The organism is Martinezella rhizogenes, assembly GCF_000799715.1.
GTDB classification, from domain to species: domain Bacteria; phylum Pseudomonadota; class Alphaproteobacteria; order Rhizobiales; family Rhizobiaceae; genus Rhizobium; species Rhizobium rhizogenes_C.
The window spans coordinates 94,218-112,885 of record NZ_JUHG01000017.1 but is presented as its reverse complement, the minus strand read 5'-3'; the positions used below and the strand labels follow the sequence as shown (position 1 = coordinate 112,885).

Here is an 18,668-nt window from a genome sequence, read left to right as displayed (position 1 = left end):
CGGCCAGCCTTTGCGGCACGGCCTGTGTCGGTGACGGCGCGTTTCTGCGGGAGGCGTTAGGCGGCGGAGCGATAACGCTCTGCTGCGTGGACCTGTGCAAAGCCCGGGAGCATCGCCTGACGTGCGGCCTGATATGCATCCCATTGGGCGGCATCATGCAGCGGCGGGATGGTGATACCTTCGCGCTTGTCGAAGCCTGCCAGGGCTGCGTCCACGAGTTCGCCCACTTCCATCACGCCCGGAAGCGTGTTGACGTCGATGCCGACAAGCTCCCAGAGCTCCGTCCGCGTCGCAGCCGGCAAAACTGCCTGCACGTAAATCCCCTTGGGGCCGAGTTCGAGGCTGAGCCCCTGCGAGAGAAACGTCACGAACGCCTTGGTGGCGCCGTAGACGGACATTCCAAATTCCGGGGCAAGCCCGACGACCGAGGAGACGTTGATGATCGCACCCGAGCCCGCCTCGATGAACCGCGGTGTGACGGCACTGGCGAGACGGGCAACCGCCGTCACATTGAGCGCAATCAATTGGGCGATATCATTCGCAGCCTGATTGGGAAATGCCCCTTCCAGGCTCGTACCGGCATTGTTGACGAGAATTCCGATCCGATGATCCTCGCGCAGACGCGTTTCCACCACCGCAAGTTCATCGGAATTTGTAACATCGGCCTGTAGAATGTCGACCGTCACGCCGGTTTCATCGTGCAGTCGTGCCGAGAGAGCCTCCAGTCTTGCTTTATTGCGCGCGACCAGTACGAGATCGTGCCCACGTCGGGCGAAACGTTCTGCATATGCCGCTCCAATACCCGAGGACGCGCCGGTGATGAGGACGGTGGGAGTGTCAGCCATTGTCTTGTTCTCTTTCGAATGAGTGCCAATATAATTATGATGCTTATCCTAATTACGGTCTTAAAATGATGGCTATCATAAAAAATTCAATGGCAAACATGGAGAAATCGCAAAATGAAAATCAGCCGTGAACAGATGGCCGAAAACCGCCAAAGGATCCTGGAGGTCGCAAGCCGACTGTTTCGAGAAAAAGGATTTGATGCAGTCGGCGTCGCAGAAGTCATGAAGGCCGCGGGACTGACGCATGGCAGCTTCTATGGTCACTTCAGCTCGAAGGATGACCTCATCGTCCAGGCGCTCACGCACGCGCTTGGCCAGCGCAATGGTGCGTCACTTCCCCTGCCAGACTACATGAAGGAGTATCTATCACCGCGCCATCGCGACAACAGGGCTGGTGGCTGCCCGATTTCCGGGCTGGTCGCCGATACACTGCGCCAGACACCGGAGGCCCGTGCGGCGGTGACGGATGGCGTGCGCGCGCAGATAGACTGGATGAGCGAAAAGGCCGAAGGGCCGGCCGAAGCCGACCGTCGGCGTCGGGCAATCGCAAGCTGGTCCGCGATGGTCGGGGCAACGATCCTGGCACGCGCTATGGTCGATCCCGCCTTATCGAAGGAGATATTGACGGAGACCCTCGCCTGGATCGATGACGAGACCGACCGACCTGCCTCCGCACCGGCAAAACCCGAATGAGGAACCGCGGCAAATCGCGGATTGATTAGCCTCGCTCATAAGTTCATGCAAAGTGCCGCCCCTAATCAGAGCTCGGCCAGCGCGCTACATTCAGTCTCCAACAATGAGAAGCCGCGCTGCGACTATGGTTGACGCCGTGTGATGCAGCAACTGTTGAACAACGAGCAGAGGGCGACAATGAACTGGTCGCATGACGAGCTAGCGAAGATCGATCAGGCCGACGATCTGAAAATTGCGCCGTTTCGCGAGGATGGCGCCACCTATGGCACCCCGACCTGGATCTGGGAAGTCGTGGTCGATGGCGCGCTCTATGTGCGCGGCTACCACGGCCAGAAATCCCGCTGGTATCAAGCGGCGGTCCACCAGAAGGCCGGACGGATCATTGCGGCTGGCGTAACGCGCGAGGTCGCTTTCGAGCCGGTCGAGGGACTGATCAACGACAGCATCGATGACGCTTACCGCACCAAATACGGCAAGAGCCAGTATCTGGCGCCGATGATCAGTGCTCGGGCACGGGCGGCAACCGTCAGGATCACGCCGCGCAAGGAAAATGCCTGACGGCGAACGCTGGATCGCATCGCGCTCCACGCGACCGATGCTCAGCCGTCCAGACCGACCTCAAAGAAGGATACCCAAAATGATCAAGCGCAAACTGGGCCAGGGCCTTGAAGTCTCCGCCTTGTCACTGGGCGCCATGGGCTATGGCAAGGCCCGCGAGCTTCCAGACCGTGCGGAGATGATCGCCCTCATCAGGACCGCGGCCGAGCGCGGCATGGACTTCTTCGATACGGCAGAGGTTTACGGCCCCTGGACCAACGAGGAGATGGTGGGCGAGGCGCTCGCACCGGTCCGGGACAAGGTCAAGATCGCCACGAAGTTCGGCTGGGACATCGATCAGGAAACCGGCGAACATCGCGGTGGGGTCAACAGCAAACCGGCGCAGATCCGTCGCGCCATTGAGGGCAGCCTCAAGCGTCTACGCACCGACCATATCGATCTCTACTATCAGCACCGGGTCGATCCAGACGTGCCGATGGAAGATGTCGCCGGAACGGTGAAGGACCTGATCGCCGAAGGCAAGGTGCTGTGGTTCGGCATGTCCGAGGCGGGCGCCCAGTCCATTCGCCGCGCGCATGCGGTGCAGCCGGTTGCGGCGCTGCAGAGCGAATATTCCTTGTGGACCCGCGAACCGGAAGCCGAGATCATCCCGACGATCGAGGAACTCGGCATCGGGCTTGTGCCTTACAGTCCTCTCGGCAAAGGGTTTCTGACCGGCAAGATCGACGTCAACACCAAATTCGACAGTTCCGATATCCGAGCGGAAACGCCGCGCTTCTCCGAGGAGGCTCGTCTTGCCAACCAAAAGCTGATCGATCTGATCCGTAGGATCGGTGAGAAGCACGCCGCGACACCGGCGCAGGTCGCGCTCGCCTGGCTGCTGGCCCAGAAGCCTTGGATTGTCCCTCTGTTCGGCACACGCAAGCTCGAGCGCTTCGAGGAGAATATCGGCGCGTTGAACGTCACTCTGGATCAGTCCGATCTCGACGAGATCGAGCAGGCCAACATCGTCATCCAGGGCGCTCGTTACCCCGAAGCCATTTTGCGTCGCTCCGGACTATAGCCGCACCATCAATCCCGCTGCATCGAGGTCCTGCGTCGACCTGACGGCCGACGCTTGGCGGGATGTCCGTCTGCTTGAAACCAGCGCAAGAAAGGGAAACGATGAAGAAAAAGATACTCGCAGCGGCATTGCCGCTCGCCCTTGCAGGCGTCGAACCTGCATCTGCCGAGGGCGTCGAAGTCTCGCCCAACGGTTCGCGCGCCCACATAGTCGGACCTGCCCAGAATTTCACCGGGCAGGTCGTGGTCGAACCGCTCTTCGCAGTCGATCAGAACAAACGAGCCATCGGAGGGCACGTCACCTTTTCGCCGGGCGCCCGGACGGCATGGCACGTCCACTCTACCGGGCAAGCTCTGATTGTCACGGATGGGGTCGGCTGGATCCAGGAAAATGGCGGCACCAAGCGTGAAATCAGGGCCGGCGACGTCGTTTGGACCGCAGCGGGCGTCAAGCACTGGCACGGCGCCACGGCCACGACCAGTATGCGCCACATCTCTATCACCTTCCCGGATGACCCAGCCGTTCCCGGCGGCTGGATGGAACATGTCACCGATGACCAATACCTGAACTGATTGGCTGGGCCGCGCGTTTTGGCGCGGGGTCAGCAGGCAACCAGTCGCTAGGAGATATCATGAAGAGAATTTTAGCTGCTACAGCGATCACACTCACGATGGGTGAGCCTGTTTTCGCACAAGAAGGAACGGGCGGCGGAGCTATGACAAGAAGTGCCTCGTCGTTGTCGGTCAGCGATATCCAGTCCGTATCGCCCGCGCTCGGCCGATATGCTGAGGAAGACGTCATCGGAAATCTGTGGCAACGGCCGCAATTGTCTCGGCGAGACCGCAGCATCGTCACGCTGTCCGTGCTCATCGCCCGAAATCAAGCAATCGACCTGAAGCACTATGTGAATGTCGCTCTTGATAGCGGCGTTACCCCGACGGAGGTTTCCGAGATCATCACTCATCTCGCATTCTACTCCGGCTGGTCGAACGCGATGTCGGCAATCGCCGCGACGAAGGACGTCTTCAAAGACCGCGGCATCACGGCCGATCAACTCCCCGTGGCCTCGCCACAGTTGCTGCCGCTCAATGAAGAGGCGGAGCGGCAACGCGCAACGGCCGTCGAGAGGAATGTCGGGGGCATTTCTCCAGGGTTGGTGCAGTTCACGACCGATCCGCTGTTTCTCGATCTCTGGCAGCGGCCGGGTCTTGCACCGCGAGACCGCAGCCTTGTGACGGTCAGTTCGCTGATCGCATCGGGTCAGAGCGCCCAGATCACCTATCACCTCAACCGAGCGATGGATAACGGACTTACCGCCGAAGAGGCCGGCGAGGTTGTCGCTCACACGGCCTTCTATGCCGGCTGGCCGAATGCCTTCTCAGCGTCGGCGGTTGTTGGAGAGGTTCTGCGAAACCGCGCGAAGTAGGAACCTCGATCTGAGCATCTGCATGCCGCTTCAACGCAAAGGTGATCGGCCATAATCGCCGTTACGAACTTGATTGCTACCATTTCATAGGCGGGCGTTTATAATAGGCGCCTGTCTATGAGAAGGAATCATCAATGGAACGCCAGAATATCAATGATCTGATGGTATTCCTGATGGTTGCAAGGGAGCGCAGCTTCACAAAGGCCGCCGCCAAGTTCGGCGTTTCGCAGTCGGCGCTCAGCCACACGATCCGTCAGCTCGAAGCGCGACTTGGCGTGCGGCTCCTGACGAGGACGACGCGCAGCGTTTCGCCGACCGAAGCGGGCGATCGGATGCTGCGCAGCATCTCTCCGCTATTCGATGAGATCGGGTCGGCGCTCGATGGACTGAACGCGCTCCGCGAGACGCCGGCCGGAACCATCCGGCTGACCGCCGGCGACTATCAGATTCAGTACTATATCTGGCCTAGGCTTCGAAGCCTCCTGCATCAATATCCGGATATCAAGGTCGAGCTGGATGTGAACTATGGCCTGCAGGATATCGTCCGCGACGGCTACGATGCCGGCGTGCGTTTCGGCGAGCAGATCGCCAAGGATATGATCTCCGTCAGGATTGGCCCCGATGTACGGTTCGCGGTCGTCGCCACGGAATCCTATTTTGCATCACGCGATAGTCTGAATCATCCCAAGGATCTGACGCAGCACCGGTGCATCAATCTGCGCTTGCCGACCTATGGCGGCCTCTATGCCTGGGAATTCGAGGAGAATGGTCGCGAAATCAAGGTTCGGGTGGACGGCCAGCTTGTCTTCAATACCATTTACAATGTTGTTGAGGCGGCCCTTGATGGGTTCGGTTTCGCCTATGTGCCAGAGGATATCGCCAGGCCTCATCTCGAAACCGGGCGCCTCCACCGGTTTCTCGAGGACTTTTCGCCCTATTGGGAAGGTTTCCACCTCTATTATCCAAGCCGACGTCAGTCCTCCCCTGCATTTTCCCTTCTGGTAAACGCATTGCGTTACTCCGCTTGACCGGGAAATTGGCGTCTGTCCGTCTGGTCGCGGACAGTGCAGCGGATTAGCCGCCCCTTCTCCTGATTTTCAGATCATTGATGAGCCTGCTTCATAAGCTCATCAAAATACTGACGGCTAATTCCGCGGACGTCAGGGTGCTATCTTCCTATTGTTGCCTTGGCGCGAACTGTCGTCGCGAAACAACATGTGCCTGCAATTGGATGGTTGTAATTGGCCGCCGCTGATAGCGACGGATTCGACGGAACATCTCAGCAGTCGTGTGCCATCGCGGCGAGGTAACATCAAAGCCGTCTTTGACGGGTGGGAGCACATGATGGCGGACAAACATTATATTCTAACGTCATTGCTGATCGGTTTGACAATCGGAGGATTTGGGATGAGCGCCGTCAACGCGCAGGAACAGCAAGGCACCGTGGTTCGCATTGCAGAACTCGTGATCGATCCGGCGCAACTCGATGCCTATAAGTTGGCGGTGAAGGAGGAAATGGACGATGCCATCCGTCTGGAACCTGGCGTGCTGGCAATCTACTCGGTTGCGGAGAAAGACCGGCCAAGCAGCCTCCGGTTCTTCGAGATCTACGCCAGCGAGGATGCCTATCGCGCGCACATAGAATCCCCTCATTTCAAGAAGTATGTCGCGACGACCCAGTCGATGATCCTGTCGCGGAAACTAATCGAAACTGTGCCCGTGCACCTTAGCGTGAAACCCCAGTAAAGCTTGCGGCTGTCAGGGCCGTAAGCGATGCCGCAGATAGCCTGTTTCACCAACGGAGAATATGCATATGGCAGCCAAACGCTTCCTTTCGTCCGCCGTGATCGCGACCGCAATCGCCTGTGTGGGAGTCAACAACCTTTCGGCACAAAGCCTTGCATCAAAGGGTAAGGCACCGGCCTACTATGTCGCGGAATTCGAGGTTACTGATCGTGAAGCTGTTAAACCCTACGCACAGCAGGTGGAATCGACTTTCGCACCGTTCAGCGGCCGTTACATCGTTCGTGGCGGTCAGATGGATGCGCTCGAGGGGAATACACCCAAATCGCGCCTCGTGGTTATCGCGTTCGACAGCCTGGAGCAGGCGCGGGCTTGGTACAGTTCTCCGCAATATGCAAAGATCCGCCCGATCAGGCAGCATTCCGGCCATACCAACGCTTATATCGTCGAAGGTCTGGCGAACTAACGGGCCTCCTGCCCGAACCGTTTCGGCAATTCGCTCGCAAGTGCATCGATCGCCAGCCGGGATCGCAGCGGCAGATGCTGGGCCGCCGGCCAGACTGCGTAGGATTCGATGGTAGCGCTTGGCCTATCCGCCCAGAGTTCCACCAGATCGCCCGCGCGTATGTGGTCGCTGATCAGCCAATAGGGTAGCCAAGCAAGCCCCATGCCTTCGATGGCGGCGTCGGTGATCGCTTCGAGGTCGTCAAAACGCAGTCGGGAGGTGACAGGCACGTCAACGAGGTTGCCGGACATATCGGGCAACCGCCAAGGCAGCGCATAATCGTTGCGCCAATAAACGAGCGTGTCGCGATCCCCCAAATCAGCAAGGGAATGCGGCTGTCCATGTGCGGCGAGATAGGCCGGAGCGGCGCATAGCGCCTTGCGTTGACTGACAAGCTTGCGCGCGCGCAGCGAGGTTCCATTGCCGAGCGCACCGTTGCGGACGGCGAGATCGAAGCCGTCGGCAATCAGATCAACCTGGCGGTCACTGAAGCTGAGTTCGAGTTCAAGCTTCGGATGTTGTCGAGCATAGGCACGCAGGATGGGTGCGACGCAGTAGCGGCCGAACAATACGGGTAGCGATACGCGCAGTTTGCCGACCACCTCGCGCCGTCCGGATTCCAGCAGGGATTCACCGGCACGCAGTTCCTCGATGGCACGCACACATCGCTCGTAATATTGCTGACCGTCTTCGGTCAGGCTCTGCGTACGCGTCGTTCGTTGAAACAGGCGAACGCCAAGCCGCTCTTCCAGACGCGCAATGGCCTTACCGACCGCCGAAGGCGAAAGGGAGAGCCGATCGGCTGCCTTTGTAAAGCCTCCAGCTTCAACGGCCTCCACAAAAACTTGCACCCCGTCGAACCTGTCGCGCACAGAGAACCCTTTTCAGAAGCTTTGATCAGGCGATTGCGGAATTCAGGGAAGTAAACAAGTGAAAAACAATCGCCACTGCTGAATGTACTTCTACGATACGGATCAAATCAAGCAAACGATATTTTTCGAGGCGGTCTCAGCCGAAGCGGTCATGAACGACATCGCGCAAGCACGTCGTCCTCTCATCGCGGGCGATTCCGCCAATGGAAGGACGGCATATTGTTGATATCGATCGTATATGACAGCGGTTATGGCCATACCGCGCGCGCCGCTGAAGCGGTTGCCGCCGGCATCCGGGAGGTCCAAGGGGCGGAGGCGAAGCTCATCGCCGTCGCGGACGGTCCGATAGACTGGGAAGCGCTGGAGAAGAGCGACGCCGTCATCTTCGGGTCACCGACTTACAATGGGATGATCAGCGCCAGGCTCAAGCAGTTCTTCGAGGATTCCACCAAAGCAGCCTGGTCGGAGCAGAAGTGGCGCAACAAGATTGCTGCCGGATTCACCAACTCCGGAGCCCAGCACGGCGACAAGCTGAACTCGCTCGTCTCGATGGCGTTGTTTGCCGCGCAGCACGGCATGATCTGGGTCGGTCTCGATATGATGCCGGGTAACAGCAGCAGCACCGGTAGCGCCGACGACCTCAACCGCCTCGGAAGCTGGCTGGGCGTCATGACCCAGTCGAACACGGACCAGGCGGCGGATATCGCTCCCATCAACAGCGATCTGGCGACCGCTGCCTATCTAGGGCGGCGCGTTGCCGAGACTGCGCGCCGATTTCAGCCCGCTTGACGTGTTTTTTCAACCAAGGAGACGCACCATGAAACTGCTTTGCCTCGACGTTCCACAGCCCGGCGCTAGCCTCGAAAAATACCAGCCGCATATGCTGGATGAAGCTCGGCACTCCTGGAAGATGTACAAGGATGGCGTCATCCGCGACATCTACTTCCGACAGGACCGTCCAGGTGTCGCCATTATCGCGGAAGCTGAGTCCGTCGAGGCAGCCAAGGCGGCGCTTGCCGACTTTCCGCTCGCTAAGGCCGGCCTCATCGGCTGGGAGGTCATCCCGCTCGGCCCCTTCCACTGGGAAGCCCTTTTCGCACCGGGCAACGTCTGATTCAAGCTCGCATCTCGGCCCAAGTCACGCTGCCATAGCGTGACTTGGGCAAGCGCGCCGGCAGAGCACGAGCGCATGTTGCGGAGCGACGTCAAGTATCGCTTCGTCGTCGACATGGCCTCGCTCAATTCGTAAGGAGCAACATAATGGCAAATAGCATCAAGCCCGTCCTTTGCGTGGTCACCAGCCACCCGATCCGCGGCGATACCGGCGAGCCCACCGGCTTTGCGATGGTAGAGCTCACCCATCCGCTCGAAGTTTTCCGCGAGGCAGGCATTCCGACGGAAATCGCCTCGATCCGCGGCGGACATCCGCCGATCGACTTCTTCGATCTGTCCGATCCGGTCAACGACAAATTCTGGAAGGACGAGAAATTCCGTGCCGAACTCGCCGATTCCAAGATCCTCGCAGATCTCGATCCTTCCCGCTATTCGGCGGTTTTCTTCGCGGGCGGCCATGGTACGATGTGGGATTTCGCCGACACCAAAGCCGTACAGCGCGTAATCCGCGAGATCTGGGAAGCGGGCGGCATCGTCTCGGCGGTCTGCCACGGCCCCGCCGCATTGGTAAATGCAACGCTCTCGGATGGCAGCTATCTCGTTGCCGGCAAGAAGGTCGCCTCGTTCACCGACGAGGAAGAGGCTGAGGTCAAGTATACCAAGGTCGTGCCCTATCTGCTGGCGACGACCCTCAAGGAGCGAGGCGCGCTGCACCAGCCGGCGCCGAACTGGACGGAGAAGGTTGTGGTCGACGGCCGCTTGATCACGGGGCAGAACCCGGCATCCGCACATGGTGTCGGCCAGGCCGTCGTCGATCTGCTCACCGCGAAGTCCTGACCAACGATAGTCAGGCTCGTAAGGCCTATATGCGGCGAAGAGCTTCTTCGAGGAAAGGTCGATCTAACGGTGGTGCGTCGTCTGGCGTCGTGGATAACAGAACCTGCACGGACGCTAGACGGCGCAAATTCAGGGATTTCAAAGATGAAGATCATCGCAATCGAAGAGCACGTCCTTCCCGATGAGGTGAAGCACACCTGGAACACGATACCCGGCGCGGATGACGGAACCCTCGGGCTCAATCCGGGTCTCATCGGCGAACGGCTCGCGGATCTTGGAGAACAGCGGCTGGCTCTGATGGACGAGACCGGCGTCGATGTTCAAGTGCTCTCCTTGACGACCCCGGGGCTCAACAATCTCGGGCATCATGGCATCGAACTCGCGCGCCGCGCCAACGATCTTCTGGCCGGCGCTGTTTCGGCCAACCCGTCCCGCTTTCAGGCGATGGCGGCTTTATCCTTCGCGCAGCCCGACGAGGCGGCGCGCGAGCTGCGGCGATCCGTCGAGGAACTCGGCTGCAAGGGTGCCGTTCTTTTCGGTCGGGTCGGCGACAAGAACCTAGATCATGCGATCTTCGAACCGACATTCGCTTGCGCGGCGGAACTCAATGTCCCGCTCCTGATTCACCCGCAGATCCCGCAGACCAGCGTTCGCGACGCCTATTATGCAGGCTTCGGTGCACCCGTCGACCTCGCCTTGTCCACGTTTGCCCTCGGTTGGCACTTCGAGGCGGGCATGCAGTTCGTGCGCCTGATCCTGGGAGGCGTCTTTGACCGCTACCCGAACCTTCAGGTAATCCTCGGCCATTGGGGCGAGCTGGTGCTCTTCTATCTCGAGCGGCTTGTCATGCTGGATCGGGTATCCAAGCTCCAGCGGCCATTCATCGACTACGTCCGCAACAATCTTTACCTGACGGCCAGCGGCATGTTCAGTCCAGCCTATTTGCAGCAGGCGATCGACGCGGTCGGTGTGGAACGCATCCTGTTCTCGACGGACTACCCATATCAATACCGCCCGGGGGGCGATGCACGGCGGTTTGTCGAAGGACTGGAACTCGACGCTGCCGATAAGGCAAAGTTTGCACATCAAAATTGGGAGCGCTTGACTGGAACCGGCAACGTGGTCTGCCCCCTTCAAAGTGATCCTTCATGAGGTATGACTTATGAGCCGCAGAAGGATATTGAAATGGCAGCAAAAAGACAAAGGCAGAAGAGATCGTCACGACGGCTTTCGAGAACCGAGACCATGAAAGCTGGTGATCCAAGACAGCCTTGTGAGAACTACAGCCATTCCACTGAAAGACAGACGCCCCATCTCGCTACTCTTGAAACGCTGGCCCACTATGCATCACGAGATTAACTCCTGATTTTTCGCCCATCGCGTGATCGCATCTCGGGATGTAGGCGCGGGGCCGAAGAAATGCTCTTGCTTCGAAATGTTCGAAACATAGACGCCCTTCCTGAAGAACAGGAACATCTGGATCAGATCGTACCCAAGCTCGGAAAACAGCTTTATCGGGCGAGCGAGCAAGCGGAAAACCAACCACGGCACAACCCGAACCTTAAGACGTCTCTTCGCAATTTCGGAGACGATATCGGCGATCTCTTGCTGGCTCTTGGGGCCATCGCGCCAGCCGACATCGATCGTTTGGTTGTTGATCTCACTGCCTGGAAACGTCGCGGCTTTGGCGAGATATGAGGCAAGATCATCCGTCAGCACATAGGACCACCTCGTGGTCTTATCGCCCATCGCCAGGAACCGGCCAGCTTTCACACCCTGCGCAATATAGTCTGTGCTCTGATCGAGAAATGAGGGCGCGCGGACAAATACATATGGCACCCCGGAGGCCTTGATCAGATCCTCGGCCACTTTCTTGGCGTGGAAATGCGGCACTGCTGAAGCAGCCTCGCAGCTGACGATGCTGAGAAAGACAAATCGGCTGACATTGGCTCTTGCTGCCGCCTCTATAAGATTCTTGTTGCCCTGGAAATCCGTGTCGAGGCTTCCCTTCATGTAGCTGTTAGCCGAGCTGACGATGACGTCCACGCCCTGCAAGGCACGATCCAGCGACGCTGCATCCATCATGTCGCCGCGCACCCATTCGACATCGGTGCTCTCATTTGAGGGTGCGCCCTTACGCGACATCGCAACGACGGCAACGCTCGCATCATGTGTCAGATTGCGGAGAATCTTGGCTCCGAGAAACCCTGTTGCGCCGACGACCAGGACCTTCTTTTTTGCCGTCGCGCTTGAGCTTTGGGTCTCGGCCGGTGCCTTATTATCCGAGGCAGCCGAGGGATGTGGTGATTGAGTCAATCTAATCTCCTGTCATGAACTGATATCGGTCCGGGCGCTCAGGACGGGGTAATCGATGTAGCCCTGTGCGGTGCCGCGGAAGAAGGTGTTGTGGTCTGCCTCGTTCATCGCTGCATTAGCCTTCAGCCGCACGACGAAGTCCGGATCGGCCAGGGCCACTTGGCCATAGGCTTCGAGATCGGCCAGTCGCGAAGTGACGTCGGCGCCGATCTGATCGTGCGGACGACCCGGCCGGTTGTTGAGAAGCGTGTAGCGGCCAGTGCAGGTCTGGGTGAACAGCGGATTCAACATGTTCTCCATTCGTTGGAGTCCCTTGTCTACTATTCCGATATCAGGATAAATCCGATAAAATTGAAATCATATTTCCATTTATGGAGCAACCAATTGAACCATTTGAAGGACATGGCGCTGTTCGTGGAGGTCGCCAGAGCCAAGAGCTTTCGGAAGGCCGCCGAGGCTCTCGGCATGCCAAACTCCACTTTGTCGCGACGGATCAGCGAGCTGGAAAAGGCGATCGGCCTGAGGCTCCTGCACCGGACAACGCGCAAGATCGAGCTGACCGAAGCCGGTCAGATCTATTATGAGCGAAGCAAGCGAATCGTCGACGAGGCACGGCTCGCGCACGAACAGCTCGGCGAGATGTTGGAGCAGCCGAACGGTGTCCTGCGGGTTTCGCTCCCGGTCGACCTCGCTACTTTTTACCTTACGCCGATTATCGGCGATTTCGCGCGGCACTATCCCGGCATCACGTTCGAATTCGACCTGACCCCACGCCGTGTCGATCTGGTCACCGAGCCGTTCGATGTGGCGATCCGTATAGGAAAACTGGAGGATTCCGGCCTAATCACTCGCCTGATCGGGCGGCATTCCCGCCACCTCTATGCGTCTCCTGACTATATCGAAGCGTCAGGCGAGCCCGCCACGCCGGCGGATCTGGCGGAGCATGAATGCATCGGCATGCCGCGGAGCCCCACGTGGACTTTGCACGGGGAGATGAACAAGGTCGATGTCGCCGTTAGCGGCCGCTTCACGCTCAACAGCGTCGGGATGATCCGAGCCCTGGCGGTCAACCACCAGGGCATCGCCCTGCTTCCCGAAAAGATCGTTGCTGAGGACTTGGCCTTTGGCCGGCTCCGACGCATTCTGCCCGAGTGGCAGGGCTCGGCGGTCAGCATCTATGCCGTCACCGAAACTCGCCTTATTCCAGCCAAGACCCAGCGCTTCATCGAGTTCCTGTCCTCCAGGCTGATGGAAACTTGAAGCTGGAGGTTCTCATGGGAGCGCCCGGGATCGGCAGCTTTCGAATAGTTGCGGCTTGATGGTCTAAGACCAAGACCTATCAAGATTGAACGAATTGCATATGAAATCAACGGCAGATGGCGTTTTGTCGGATACCGTACAAATCATGGTGCCCGGAGCGGGCAATCCAGCGCTGCAAGCATCGAGCAGCTCCGAAACCTAGATGGTGTAACGGGCGGGGCTCAGCCAGCGAGGTTTGGTGATCACGGCGTGGCAGTGGAGCCGATCGGTCTTAAGGCCGGCCCGTTGTCGCAGTGGCTCCATGCCGGGATGACGACGACGGGCGAGTTGTGAGATTTTGGCGCATTCAGCCCCAGCATGCCTGAGAGTTGCAAACCGGGGCGCTGCGCAGGAGCTTTGATGCTAGGATTCCATAGCCGCCATCCAGATGATTTCCCACACATTGCCGTCCGGGTCTTCATAGCTACGCCCATACATAAAGCCGTGATCTTGCTTCGGATTGGGATCGGCTACGCCTCCCGTGGCGGCGGCCAAGCCTACGATATCGTCGACCATAGCGCGATCCTCAACGGTCAAAGCGATCAGCGCAGCGCTGGTTTGGTGCGCGTCAGCGATCGGGCGTTGACTGAATGTTCTGTATTTATCATGCGTTAAGAGCATCACGTGAATTGCCTCGGAAAACACCATGCAAGAGGCGGTCTCATCCGAGAATTGTGGATTCATTGTGCCTCCAACCGCCTGATAGAACGCTGTTGATTTGGATAAATCGCGCACCGGCAGGTTCACGAAGATCATCTTGCTCACGGGTGTTACCTTTCGCTTCGTTGACGCGTACTAGTCCTTCTAGTACCGTATTCGAGAGCTACCATACGGGTACGGTACTGTCTAGTACTGCATTGAGAGACAGCATGGAAACTGGTGAGACAAGGTCTGCGCGCAAGGATCGCGATATTTTAAAGGCGGCCAAGGCGGCGTTCATAACCAAAGGTTATGACGGAACCAGCATGGAGGAAATTGCCACCAACGCGGGGGTTTCCAAGCAAACCGTCTATAAGCATTTCACGGATAAGGAGTCGCTTTTTACCAAAGTTGTCCAATCAACGGCCGCCCAAACCAACGACGTCATTGAGCTCGTAGCAACGCTGCTTTCTGAGGCTAGCTTTATGGAGGGTGGTCTACAGCGGCTTGCTCGACTTTTAATAAAAATGCTGATGGATGAAGAACTACTTAAGTTGCGACGCCTGATTATCGCCAATGCTGATCGTATGCCCCAGCTCGGTCAAGACTGGTACCAGAAAGGCTTTGAGCGGATGCAAGCTTCGATGGCGTCGTGCTTTCAAAAACTTACGACACGAGGCCTGCTGCAGGTTCCCGATCCCTATTTAGCAGCCACTCATTTTTTTGGCATGCTTCTTTGGATCCCCATGAACGAAGCTATGTTCACTGGAAACAGAAACCCGCGCTCGAAAGCTGATCTTGAACGCCACGCCGATGCGTCGGTTGACGTATTTCTTGTCGCCTATGGGGTACGATCTAGATAGGCGCACCTGAGATCAAAATGGCGATCAACCTTCATGGCCATCCGCATGGCAACTGGCGCCATTTGCACGACAATACGATGGTAGTGTCGATGTCCATGGCTTGCGGCCAGTCCGGCTTGCGGAGATCTTGGTTCCGCGCCGCGAAGCGGTGCGTCGGGGAGCAGGCCCGCGTACTTCTTGCGCCAATTGAAATAGGTCGCTTGGCGAATTCCCTCCTTCCAGCAAATCTCGGCCACCGGCACACCAACGTCACCCTGCTTCAAAATGAACGCCTTCTGGGCGTCCGAAAAGTTCGAAGCCTTCATCGCTTCCGCTCCTGTTCCCAGCCGGGAATCTAGCGCAGAAAACTCCAATCAAAAACGGTCCAGTTTTTGGGGATCAGAGCAGGGCTCGCCCGCATCCCAACATCCGTGCAGGTAATTTGTTCCCTATGCCCCTAAGCCACGCAATCGAGCGTGAAAAGCTGATGTTCGTCGTGAAAACCCTTCGTTGACCAGACGAGCAGCGGGAATGGCTGCCGCTGCCGCCAACAGAAGACATGCTGAAGTGATCAGCGTCGCATGCGCATCGGCGACGAAGGCGTCGGGACGACCGACCAGCGAACCGAACAGTGCCACGCCCAGAACACTGCCGATTTGCCGCGTCGAATTGAGGACCCCCACAATTCGTCACGCTCTCCATCATCGGCAAATTACCGCTGGGTTTCGCAAACGAGCCCGGACGTGCGGGAAGCCCGTTGCTCGGCTCAAACCTCATGTGTTCATAGCGCTCCGCGTAAGCGCTAAAGATTGTTAGCCCGCGGATTTTGTCCCACCACCTGTTCTGCGTCGACGGGTACCTCAACCAATATGGATGGGTGACCGGGGCTGTAGCTTTCGCGCATGATCTCGGCCAGATTGCTCAGATCCGGCATCAGCTTGCGACTTTCCCAGCCGCATGCCCGCGCCATCGATCCAAAGTCTATGCGGTGCAGATCGCTGTGATAGCGGGATGAAGAATAGTCCGGAATGACCACGGGCAGGCCCTGCACCATGATGCCGAGTGCGCCGTTGTCCAGCACGAACAGGACGATCCCCAATGATCGCGCTTCGGCCAGGCAACCGGCAATCAACCGGAAGCATCCATCGCCCGTGAAAGCAAAGACAGTCGCGTCCGGTTTCGCAAGCTTCGCACCGATTGCCGTCCCGAATGCCCCGCCCATTGCCGAACCGCGATAAAGCGAATGAAAGCGGACGTTCGGATGCGGACGCTGTGTGACATACTGACGGTCTTTGTAGGCAAGGCACACATCGTCGAATGCAATGCTTCCCGGCAGCCATTGACGATCGAGCTCCTGGTAAAATCGGGCAATATCGATTGTCCCGGCGCACGGCGGCATGATTTCGCGATCATTGAGATCGGCGACAAAAGCGGGCGCCGGGGGCCGTGATGGCCTGATATCCTCGAGCCGGCCGATCGCTTCGCCCAAAACCTGATCGATTGGCCCTCGAACATCGAAATATTCGCCGCGCACACGATGCCGAAACTCGCCCCCAACGCTGCCGTATGGGGCGGTCAGGTTGGTGAAATTCCATGTCGTATGGGCAGGTATGTCGGAGAAATTCAGGGTGTACTCGTCGGGGCAAAACCCGAGGGTAATGACAATATCCTCGGGACCGAGGCTTCTCCAGAGCTGCATCGCGCGATCGTTGCCGCCGAAACCCAGATAGCCGAAACCGAAGGTATTATTGCGCGCCACCGCATTCGCCCCGTTTATGCTCCAGACGATCGGTGCCTGTAACGCTTTGCACAAACGTGTGGTGAGGACAGGCATGTTTGGATACATCGTCGCCTCTTCCCCGGCGAGCACGATCACCCGACGCCCAGCCGATTGCCGCGGGAATTCAGCGAGAAAATGGGCAAGCGACCCTTGGCCGATGTCATCAGGCTTACCGGCATAATCGGCGTGCCATGGCTTGTAGACCGGCTCAGGCACCATTTGTCCGAGCGCCTCCGGCGGCATCAGAAGTGCGACGGGGGAGCCCTGATCGAGATGCTTGCGGGCCTGCTCAAGTTGTTCTTCGATACGGTCTGGATCATCCAGGACGAATGTGCCGGACGGCAGCTCGGCCTTCAACTGAGCCACAACGCCGGCACCCTCCGGGCTCGTGTCCTGCAGCGGTGCGCGATGTCGCGTATCCGCCGGACTGAGGGGAATGAGATAGATTGCGGGAATATTATGCAGCTTCGCATCACTCAGACCGCAGGTCAGCAACCGCGTTGCGGCTCCCGTCGTTGCAATGGCGGCGCTGATCTTCCCGCTCGCGAGATAGTATCCAAGAGGAATGAAGCCGGCGACGTACTCTCCGATATTGAAAAAAAACGGGGTTTCGGCACAGTCATCGGGGATACGCATCGGCTCGAGATGCTTGAGCAAATGGATGACCCCTCCCCCCGTGACGCCGGCATAGTGACGCACATGCCAGGTGCTGAGTGTGTCGATCAGGAATTCATATCCCGTTTTCGGCTTGATTATCTGAACATCACTTGTCGTCTCGACCGGAAGATTCACCGTCATTTGCTCGCCTCTCCGCTGTGATCTTTATTCTTCGATCTGCGCAACATTAATCTCCGCGTCCCCAGACCAACCTAGGCATGGAGCGAATACGGTTCCGACACACAGCCAGTCCCAATGCCATGTTCTGGAAGCAGAATTATGCGATGCGCTTTTCCTGGGAGAGCGCGTTCATACCCGCAACCGTCGCCAGAAGATCTTCATCGCAAAGCGATGCCTTATGATCGGCGATATCCTTGAAACGGGAGAAAGCGAGATCAAGATCGGCATCGGAGCCGAACTCGACGCCCAGCGCGCGCATGCACATGCGAAAGCCGTTACGACCCGAATTTTTGCCCAGCACCAGCCGATATTCGTCGGCGCCGACCTCCGCGGCCGTCATGATCTGGTAGGTCAACGGGTTCTTCAGCATGCCGTCCTGATGAATGCCGGACTGGTGCGAGAACGCGTTCTTGCCAACGATCGCCTTGTTCGGCTGCACAACAAAGCCCGTGATCTCCGAGACGAGCCGTGATGCCGCCGTCAACCGGCGGGTTTCGATCGACGTGTGGCACCGGAAGAAATCCTCGCGGGTATGCAGCGCCATGACGATCTCCTCCAGCGACGCATTGCCCGCGCGCTCGCCGATACCGTTGATCGTGCATTCGATCTGGCGTGCGCCCTGCCGGGTCGCTTCGAGCGAGTTGGAAACCGCCATGCCCAGATCATTGTGACAATGCGCGGAGAACACGGCCTTGTCGGCGTTCGGTACGGTATTGCGAAGATACGTGAACAGCTTGCCGTATTCGTACGGCGTCGCGTAGCCGACTGTATCCGGCAGGCTGACCGTGGTCGCACCGGCTTTAATCACCTGTTCCACGAAGCGGGCAAGAAACTCGGGCTCCGATCGGCTCGCGTCCTCGCAGGAAAACTCTATATCCTCGGAATATCGCCGCGCATGGAGCACCGCGCGAACGGCATGCTCAAGCACGTTTTCGGGTGTCATTTGCAACTTGTATTTCATGTGAATGGGCGAGGTCGCCAACACAATATGGATACGGGACGACGCCGCGCCGGAAACAGCTTCCGCCGTCAGGTCGATATCGCGCTCCACCGCCCGGCTCAGGCTGCAAATCGTGCTGTCCTTGACGACGCGCGCCACAGCTTTGATCGCATCGAACTCGCCGGGACTGGAGACGGCAAAGCCGGCCTCGATCACGTCGACCTTCAGCCCTTCGAGCATGAGCGCGATCTCGACCTTTTCACTGGCGTCGAGGTTGATGCCCGGGCTTTGCTCGCCGTCACGCAATGTCGTGTCGAAGATAACAATCTTTTCAGTGTTCATGCGGACTCTCCCGATCGA

At 58.3% G+C, this 18,668-nt stretch carries 20 protein-coding genes and 3 pseudogenes; 14 read left to right on the top strand and 9 right to left on the bottom strand.

Translation table 11 applies throughout. From position 1 onward, the window contains the following. Positions 1-56: 56 nt before the first annotated feature. Positions 57-845: an SDR family NAD(P)-dependent oxidoreductase gene (locus tag EX00_RS24920; RefSeq protein ID WP_047464084.1), complete on the bottom strand. Its 789-nt coding sequence runs from the start codon at positions 843-845 to the stop codon at positions 57-59. A 114-nt stretch (positions 846-959) separates the two neighbouring features. On the opposite strand from EX00_RS24920, the gene EX00_RS24915 reads away from it, so the two are divergent. The 8 genes from EX00_RS24915 to EX00_RS24880 all read left to right on the top strand — a co-directional run bounded on the left by EX00_RS24915 (position 960) and on the right by EX00_RS24880 (position 6,794). Continuing rightward, positions 960-1,538 carry a TetR/AcrR family transcriptional regulator gene (locus EX00_RS24915; protein ID WP_047464082.1) on the top strand — a complete coding sequence of 193 codons (579 nt, stop codon included), beginning with the start codon at positions 960-962 and terminating at the stop codon, positions 1,536-1,538. A gap of 177 nt (positions 1,539-1,715) precedes the next feature. Further along, complete coding sequence (locus EX00_RS24910; protein ID WP_047464496.1) at positions 1,716-2,096, top strand: DUF2255 family protein; 381 nt, start codon at positions 1,716-1,718, stop codon at positions 2,094-2,096. Positions 2,097-2,175: 79 nt separating this feature from the next. Continuing rightward, complete coding sequence (locus EX00_RS24905) at positions 2,176-3,159, top strand: aldo/keto reductase (protein WP_047464080.1); 984 nt, start codon at positions 2,176-2,178, stop codon at positions 3,157-3,159. A gap of 101 nt (positions 3,160-3,260) precedes the next feature. Then, on the top strand, positions 3,261-3,731 hold the full coding sequence (locus tag EX00_RS24900) for a (R)-mandelonitrile lyase (protein ID WP_047464078.1): 471 nt from the start codon (positions 3,261-3,263) through the stop codon (positions 3,729-3,731). Between the two features lie 59 nt (positions 3,732-3,790). Next, positions 3,791-4,585 (top strand): carboxymuconolactone decarboxylase family protein, encoded by a 795-nt coding sequence (locus EX00_RS24895; protein WP_047464076.1) that lies wholly within the window; start codon positions 3,791-3,793, stop codon positions 4,583-4,585. Positions 4,586-4,719: 134 nt separating this feature from the next. Beyond that, positions 4,720-5,613: a LysR family transcriptional regulator gene (locus tag EX00_RS24890; protein WP_047464075.1), complete on the top strand. Its 894-nt coding sequence runs from the start codon at positions 4,720-4,722 to the stop codon at positions 5,611-5,613. A gap of 379 nt (positions 5,614-5,992) precedes the next feature. Further along, positions 5,993-6,331: a putative quinol monooxygenase gene (locus EX00_RS24885; protein ID WP_155294133.1), complete on the top strand. Its 339-nt coding sequence runs from the start codon at positions 5,993-5,995 to the stop codon at positions 6,329-6,331. Positions 6,332-6,398: 67 nt separating this feature from the next. Then, positions 6,399-6,794 (top strand): DUF1330 domain-containing protein, encoded by a 396-nt coding sequence (locus tag EX00_RS24880; protein WP_047464072.1) that lies wholly within the window; start codon positions 6,399-6,401, stop codon positions 6,792-6,794. Here the strand turns inward: EX00_RS24880 and EX00_RS24875 are convergent. Further along, entirely contained in the window at positions 6,791-7,705 is a 915-nt protein-coding gene (locus EX00_RS24875; protein WP_047464070.1) for a LysR family transcriptional regulator, read from the bottom strand. The two genes, EX00_RS24880 and EX00_RS24875, sit on opposite strands and share 4 nt — an antisense overlap. A gap of 219 nt (positions 7,706-7,924) precedes the next feature. On the opposite strand from EX00_RS24875, the gene EX00_RS24870 reads away from it, so the two are divergent. From EX00_RS24870 to EX00_RS24855, 4 genes are all read left to right on the top strand, one after another. Continuing rightward, positions 7,925-8,494 carry a flavodoxin family protein gene (locus EX00_RS24870; protein WP_047464068.1) on the top strand — a complete coding sequence of 190 codons (570 nt, stop codon included), beginning with the start codon at positions 7,925-7,927 and terminating at the stop codon, positions 8,492-8,494. A 28-nt stretch (positions 8,495-8,522) separates the two neighbouring features. Continuing rightward, entirely contained in the window at positions 8,523-8,819 is a 297-nt protein-coding gene (locus tag EX00_RS24865; protein WP_047464066.1) for a YciI family protein, read from the top strand. A 146-nt stretch (positions 8,820-8,965) separates the two neighbouring features. Next, positions 8,966-9,655, top strand: a complete 690-nt coding sequence (locus EX00_RS24860) for a type 1 glutamine amidotransferase domain-containing protein (protein WP_047464065.1) — start codon at positions 8,966-8,968, stop codon at positions 9,653-9,655. Positions 9,656-9,799: 144 nt separating this feature from the next. Next, a complete protein-coding gene (locus EX00_RS24855) occupies positions 9,800-10,807 on the top strand; it encodes an amidohydrolase family protein (protein WP_047464063.1) in 1,008 nt (335 codons plus the stop codon). A gap of 195 nt (positions 10,808-11,002) precedes the next feature. Here EX00_RS24855 and EX00_RS24850 read toward each other — a convergent pair whose 3' ends face one another. After that, positions 11,003-11,971 (bottom strand): SDR family oxidoreductase, encoded by a 969-nt coding sequence (locus EX00_RS24850; RefSeq protein WP_047464061.1) that lies wholly within the window; start codon positions 11,969-11,971, stop codon positions 11,003-11,005. Between the two features lie 12 nt (positions 11,972-11,983). Beyond that, a pseudogene (locus EX00_RS24845) lies at positions 11,984-12,226 on the bottom strand (alkene reductase); the annotation flags it as partial. Between the two features lie 129 nt (positions 12,227-12,355). Between EX00_RS24845 and EX00_RS24840 the strand changes: the two are divergent. Beyond that, a complete protein-coding gene (locus EX00_RS24840; protein ID WP_047464058.1) occupies positions 12,356-13,231 on the top strand; it encodes a LysR family transcriptional regulator in 876 nt (291 codons plus the stop codon). A gap of 402 nt (positions 13,232-13,633) precedes the next feature. Here EX00_RS24840 and EX00_RS24835 read toward each other — a convergent pair whose 3' ends face one another. Continuing rightward, complete coding sequence (locus EX00_RS24835; protein ID WP_047464056.1) at positions 13,634-14,035, bottom strand: VOC family protein; 402 nt, start codon at positions 14,033-14,035, stop codon at positions 13,634-13,636. A gap of 104 nt (positions 14,036-14,139) precedes the next feature. On the opposite strand from EX00_RS24835, the gene EX00_RS24830 reads away from it, so the two are divergent. Continuing rightward, positions 14,140-14,772, top strand: coding sequence for a TetR/AcrR family transcriptional regulator (locus EX00_RS24830; protein WP_047464054.1), 633 nt, complete (start codon positions 14,140-14,142; stop codon positions 14,770-14,772). Between the two features lie 155 nt (positions 14,773-14,927). On the opposite strand, the pseudogene EX00_RS24825 reads toward EX00_RS24830, so the two are convergent. The 4 genes and pseudogenes from EX00_RS24825 to EX00_RS24815 form a co-directional block, all read right to left on the bottom strand. Next, positions 14,928-15,077: pseudogene (locus EX00_RS24825) on the bottom strand (transposase); the annotation flags it as partial. Positions 15,078-15,200: 123 nt separating this feature from the next. Next, positions 15,201-15,431, bottom strand: a pseudogene (locus tag EX00_RS32080) (hypothetical protein); the annotation flags it as partial. 122 nt (positions 15,432-15,553) lie between these two features. Next, positions 15,554-17,329: a thiamine pyrophosphate-dependent enzyme gene (locus EX00_RS24820; RefSeq protein ID WP_047464052.1), complete on the bottom strand. Its 1,776-nt coding sequence runs from the start codon at positions 17,327-17,329 to the stop codon at positions 15,554-15,556. A 136-nt stretch (positions 17,330-17,465) separates the two neighbouring features. Continuing rightward, entirely contained in the window at positions 17,466-18,650 is a 1,185-nt protein-coding gene (locus tag EX00_RS24815; RefSeq protein ID WP_052210942.1) for a 2-isopropylmalate synthase, read from the bottom strand. Between the last annotated feature and the right edge of the window lie 18 nt (positions 18,651-18,668).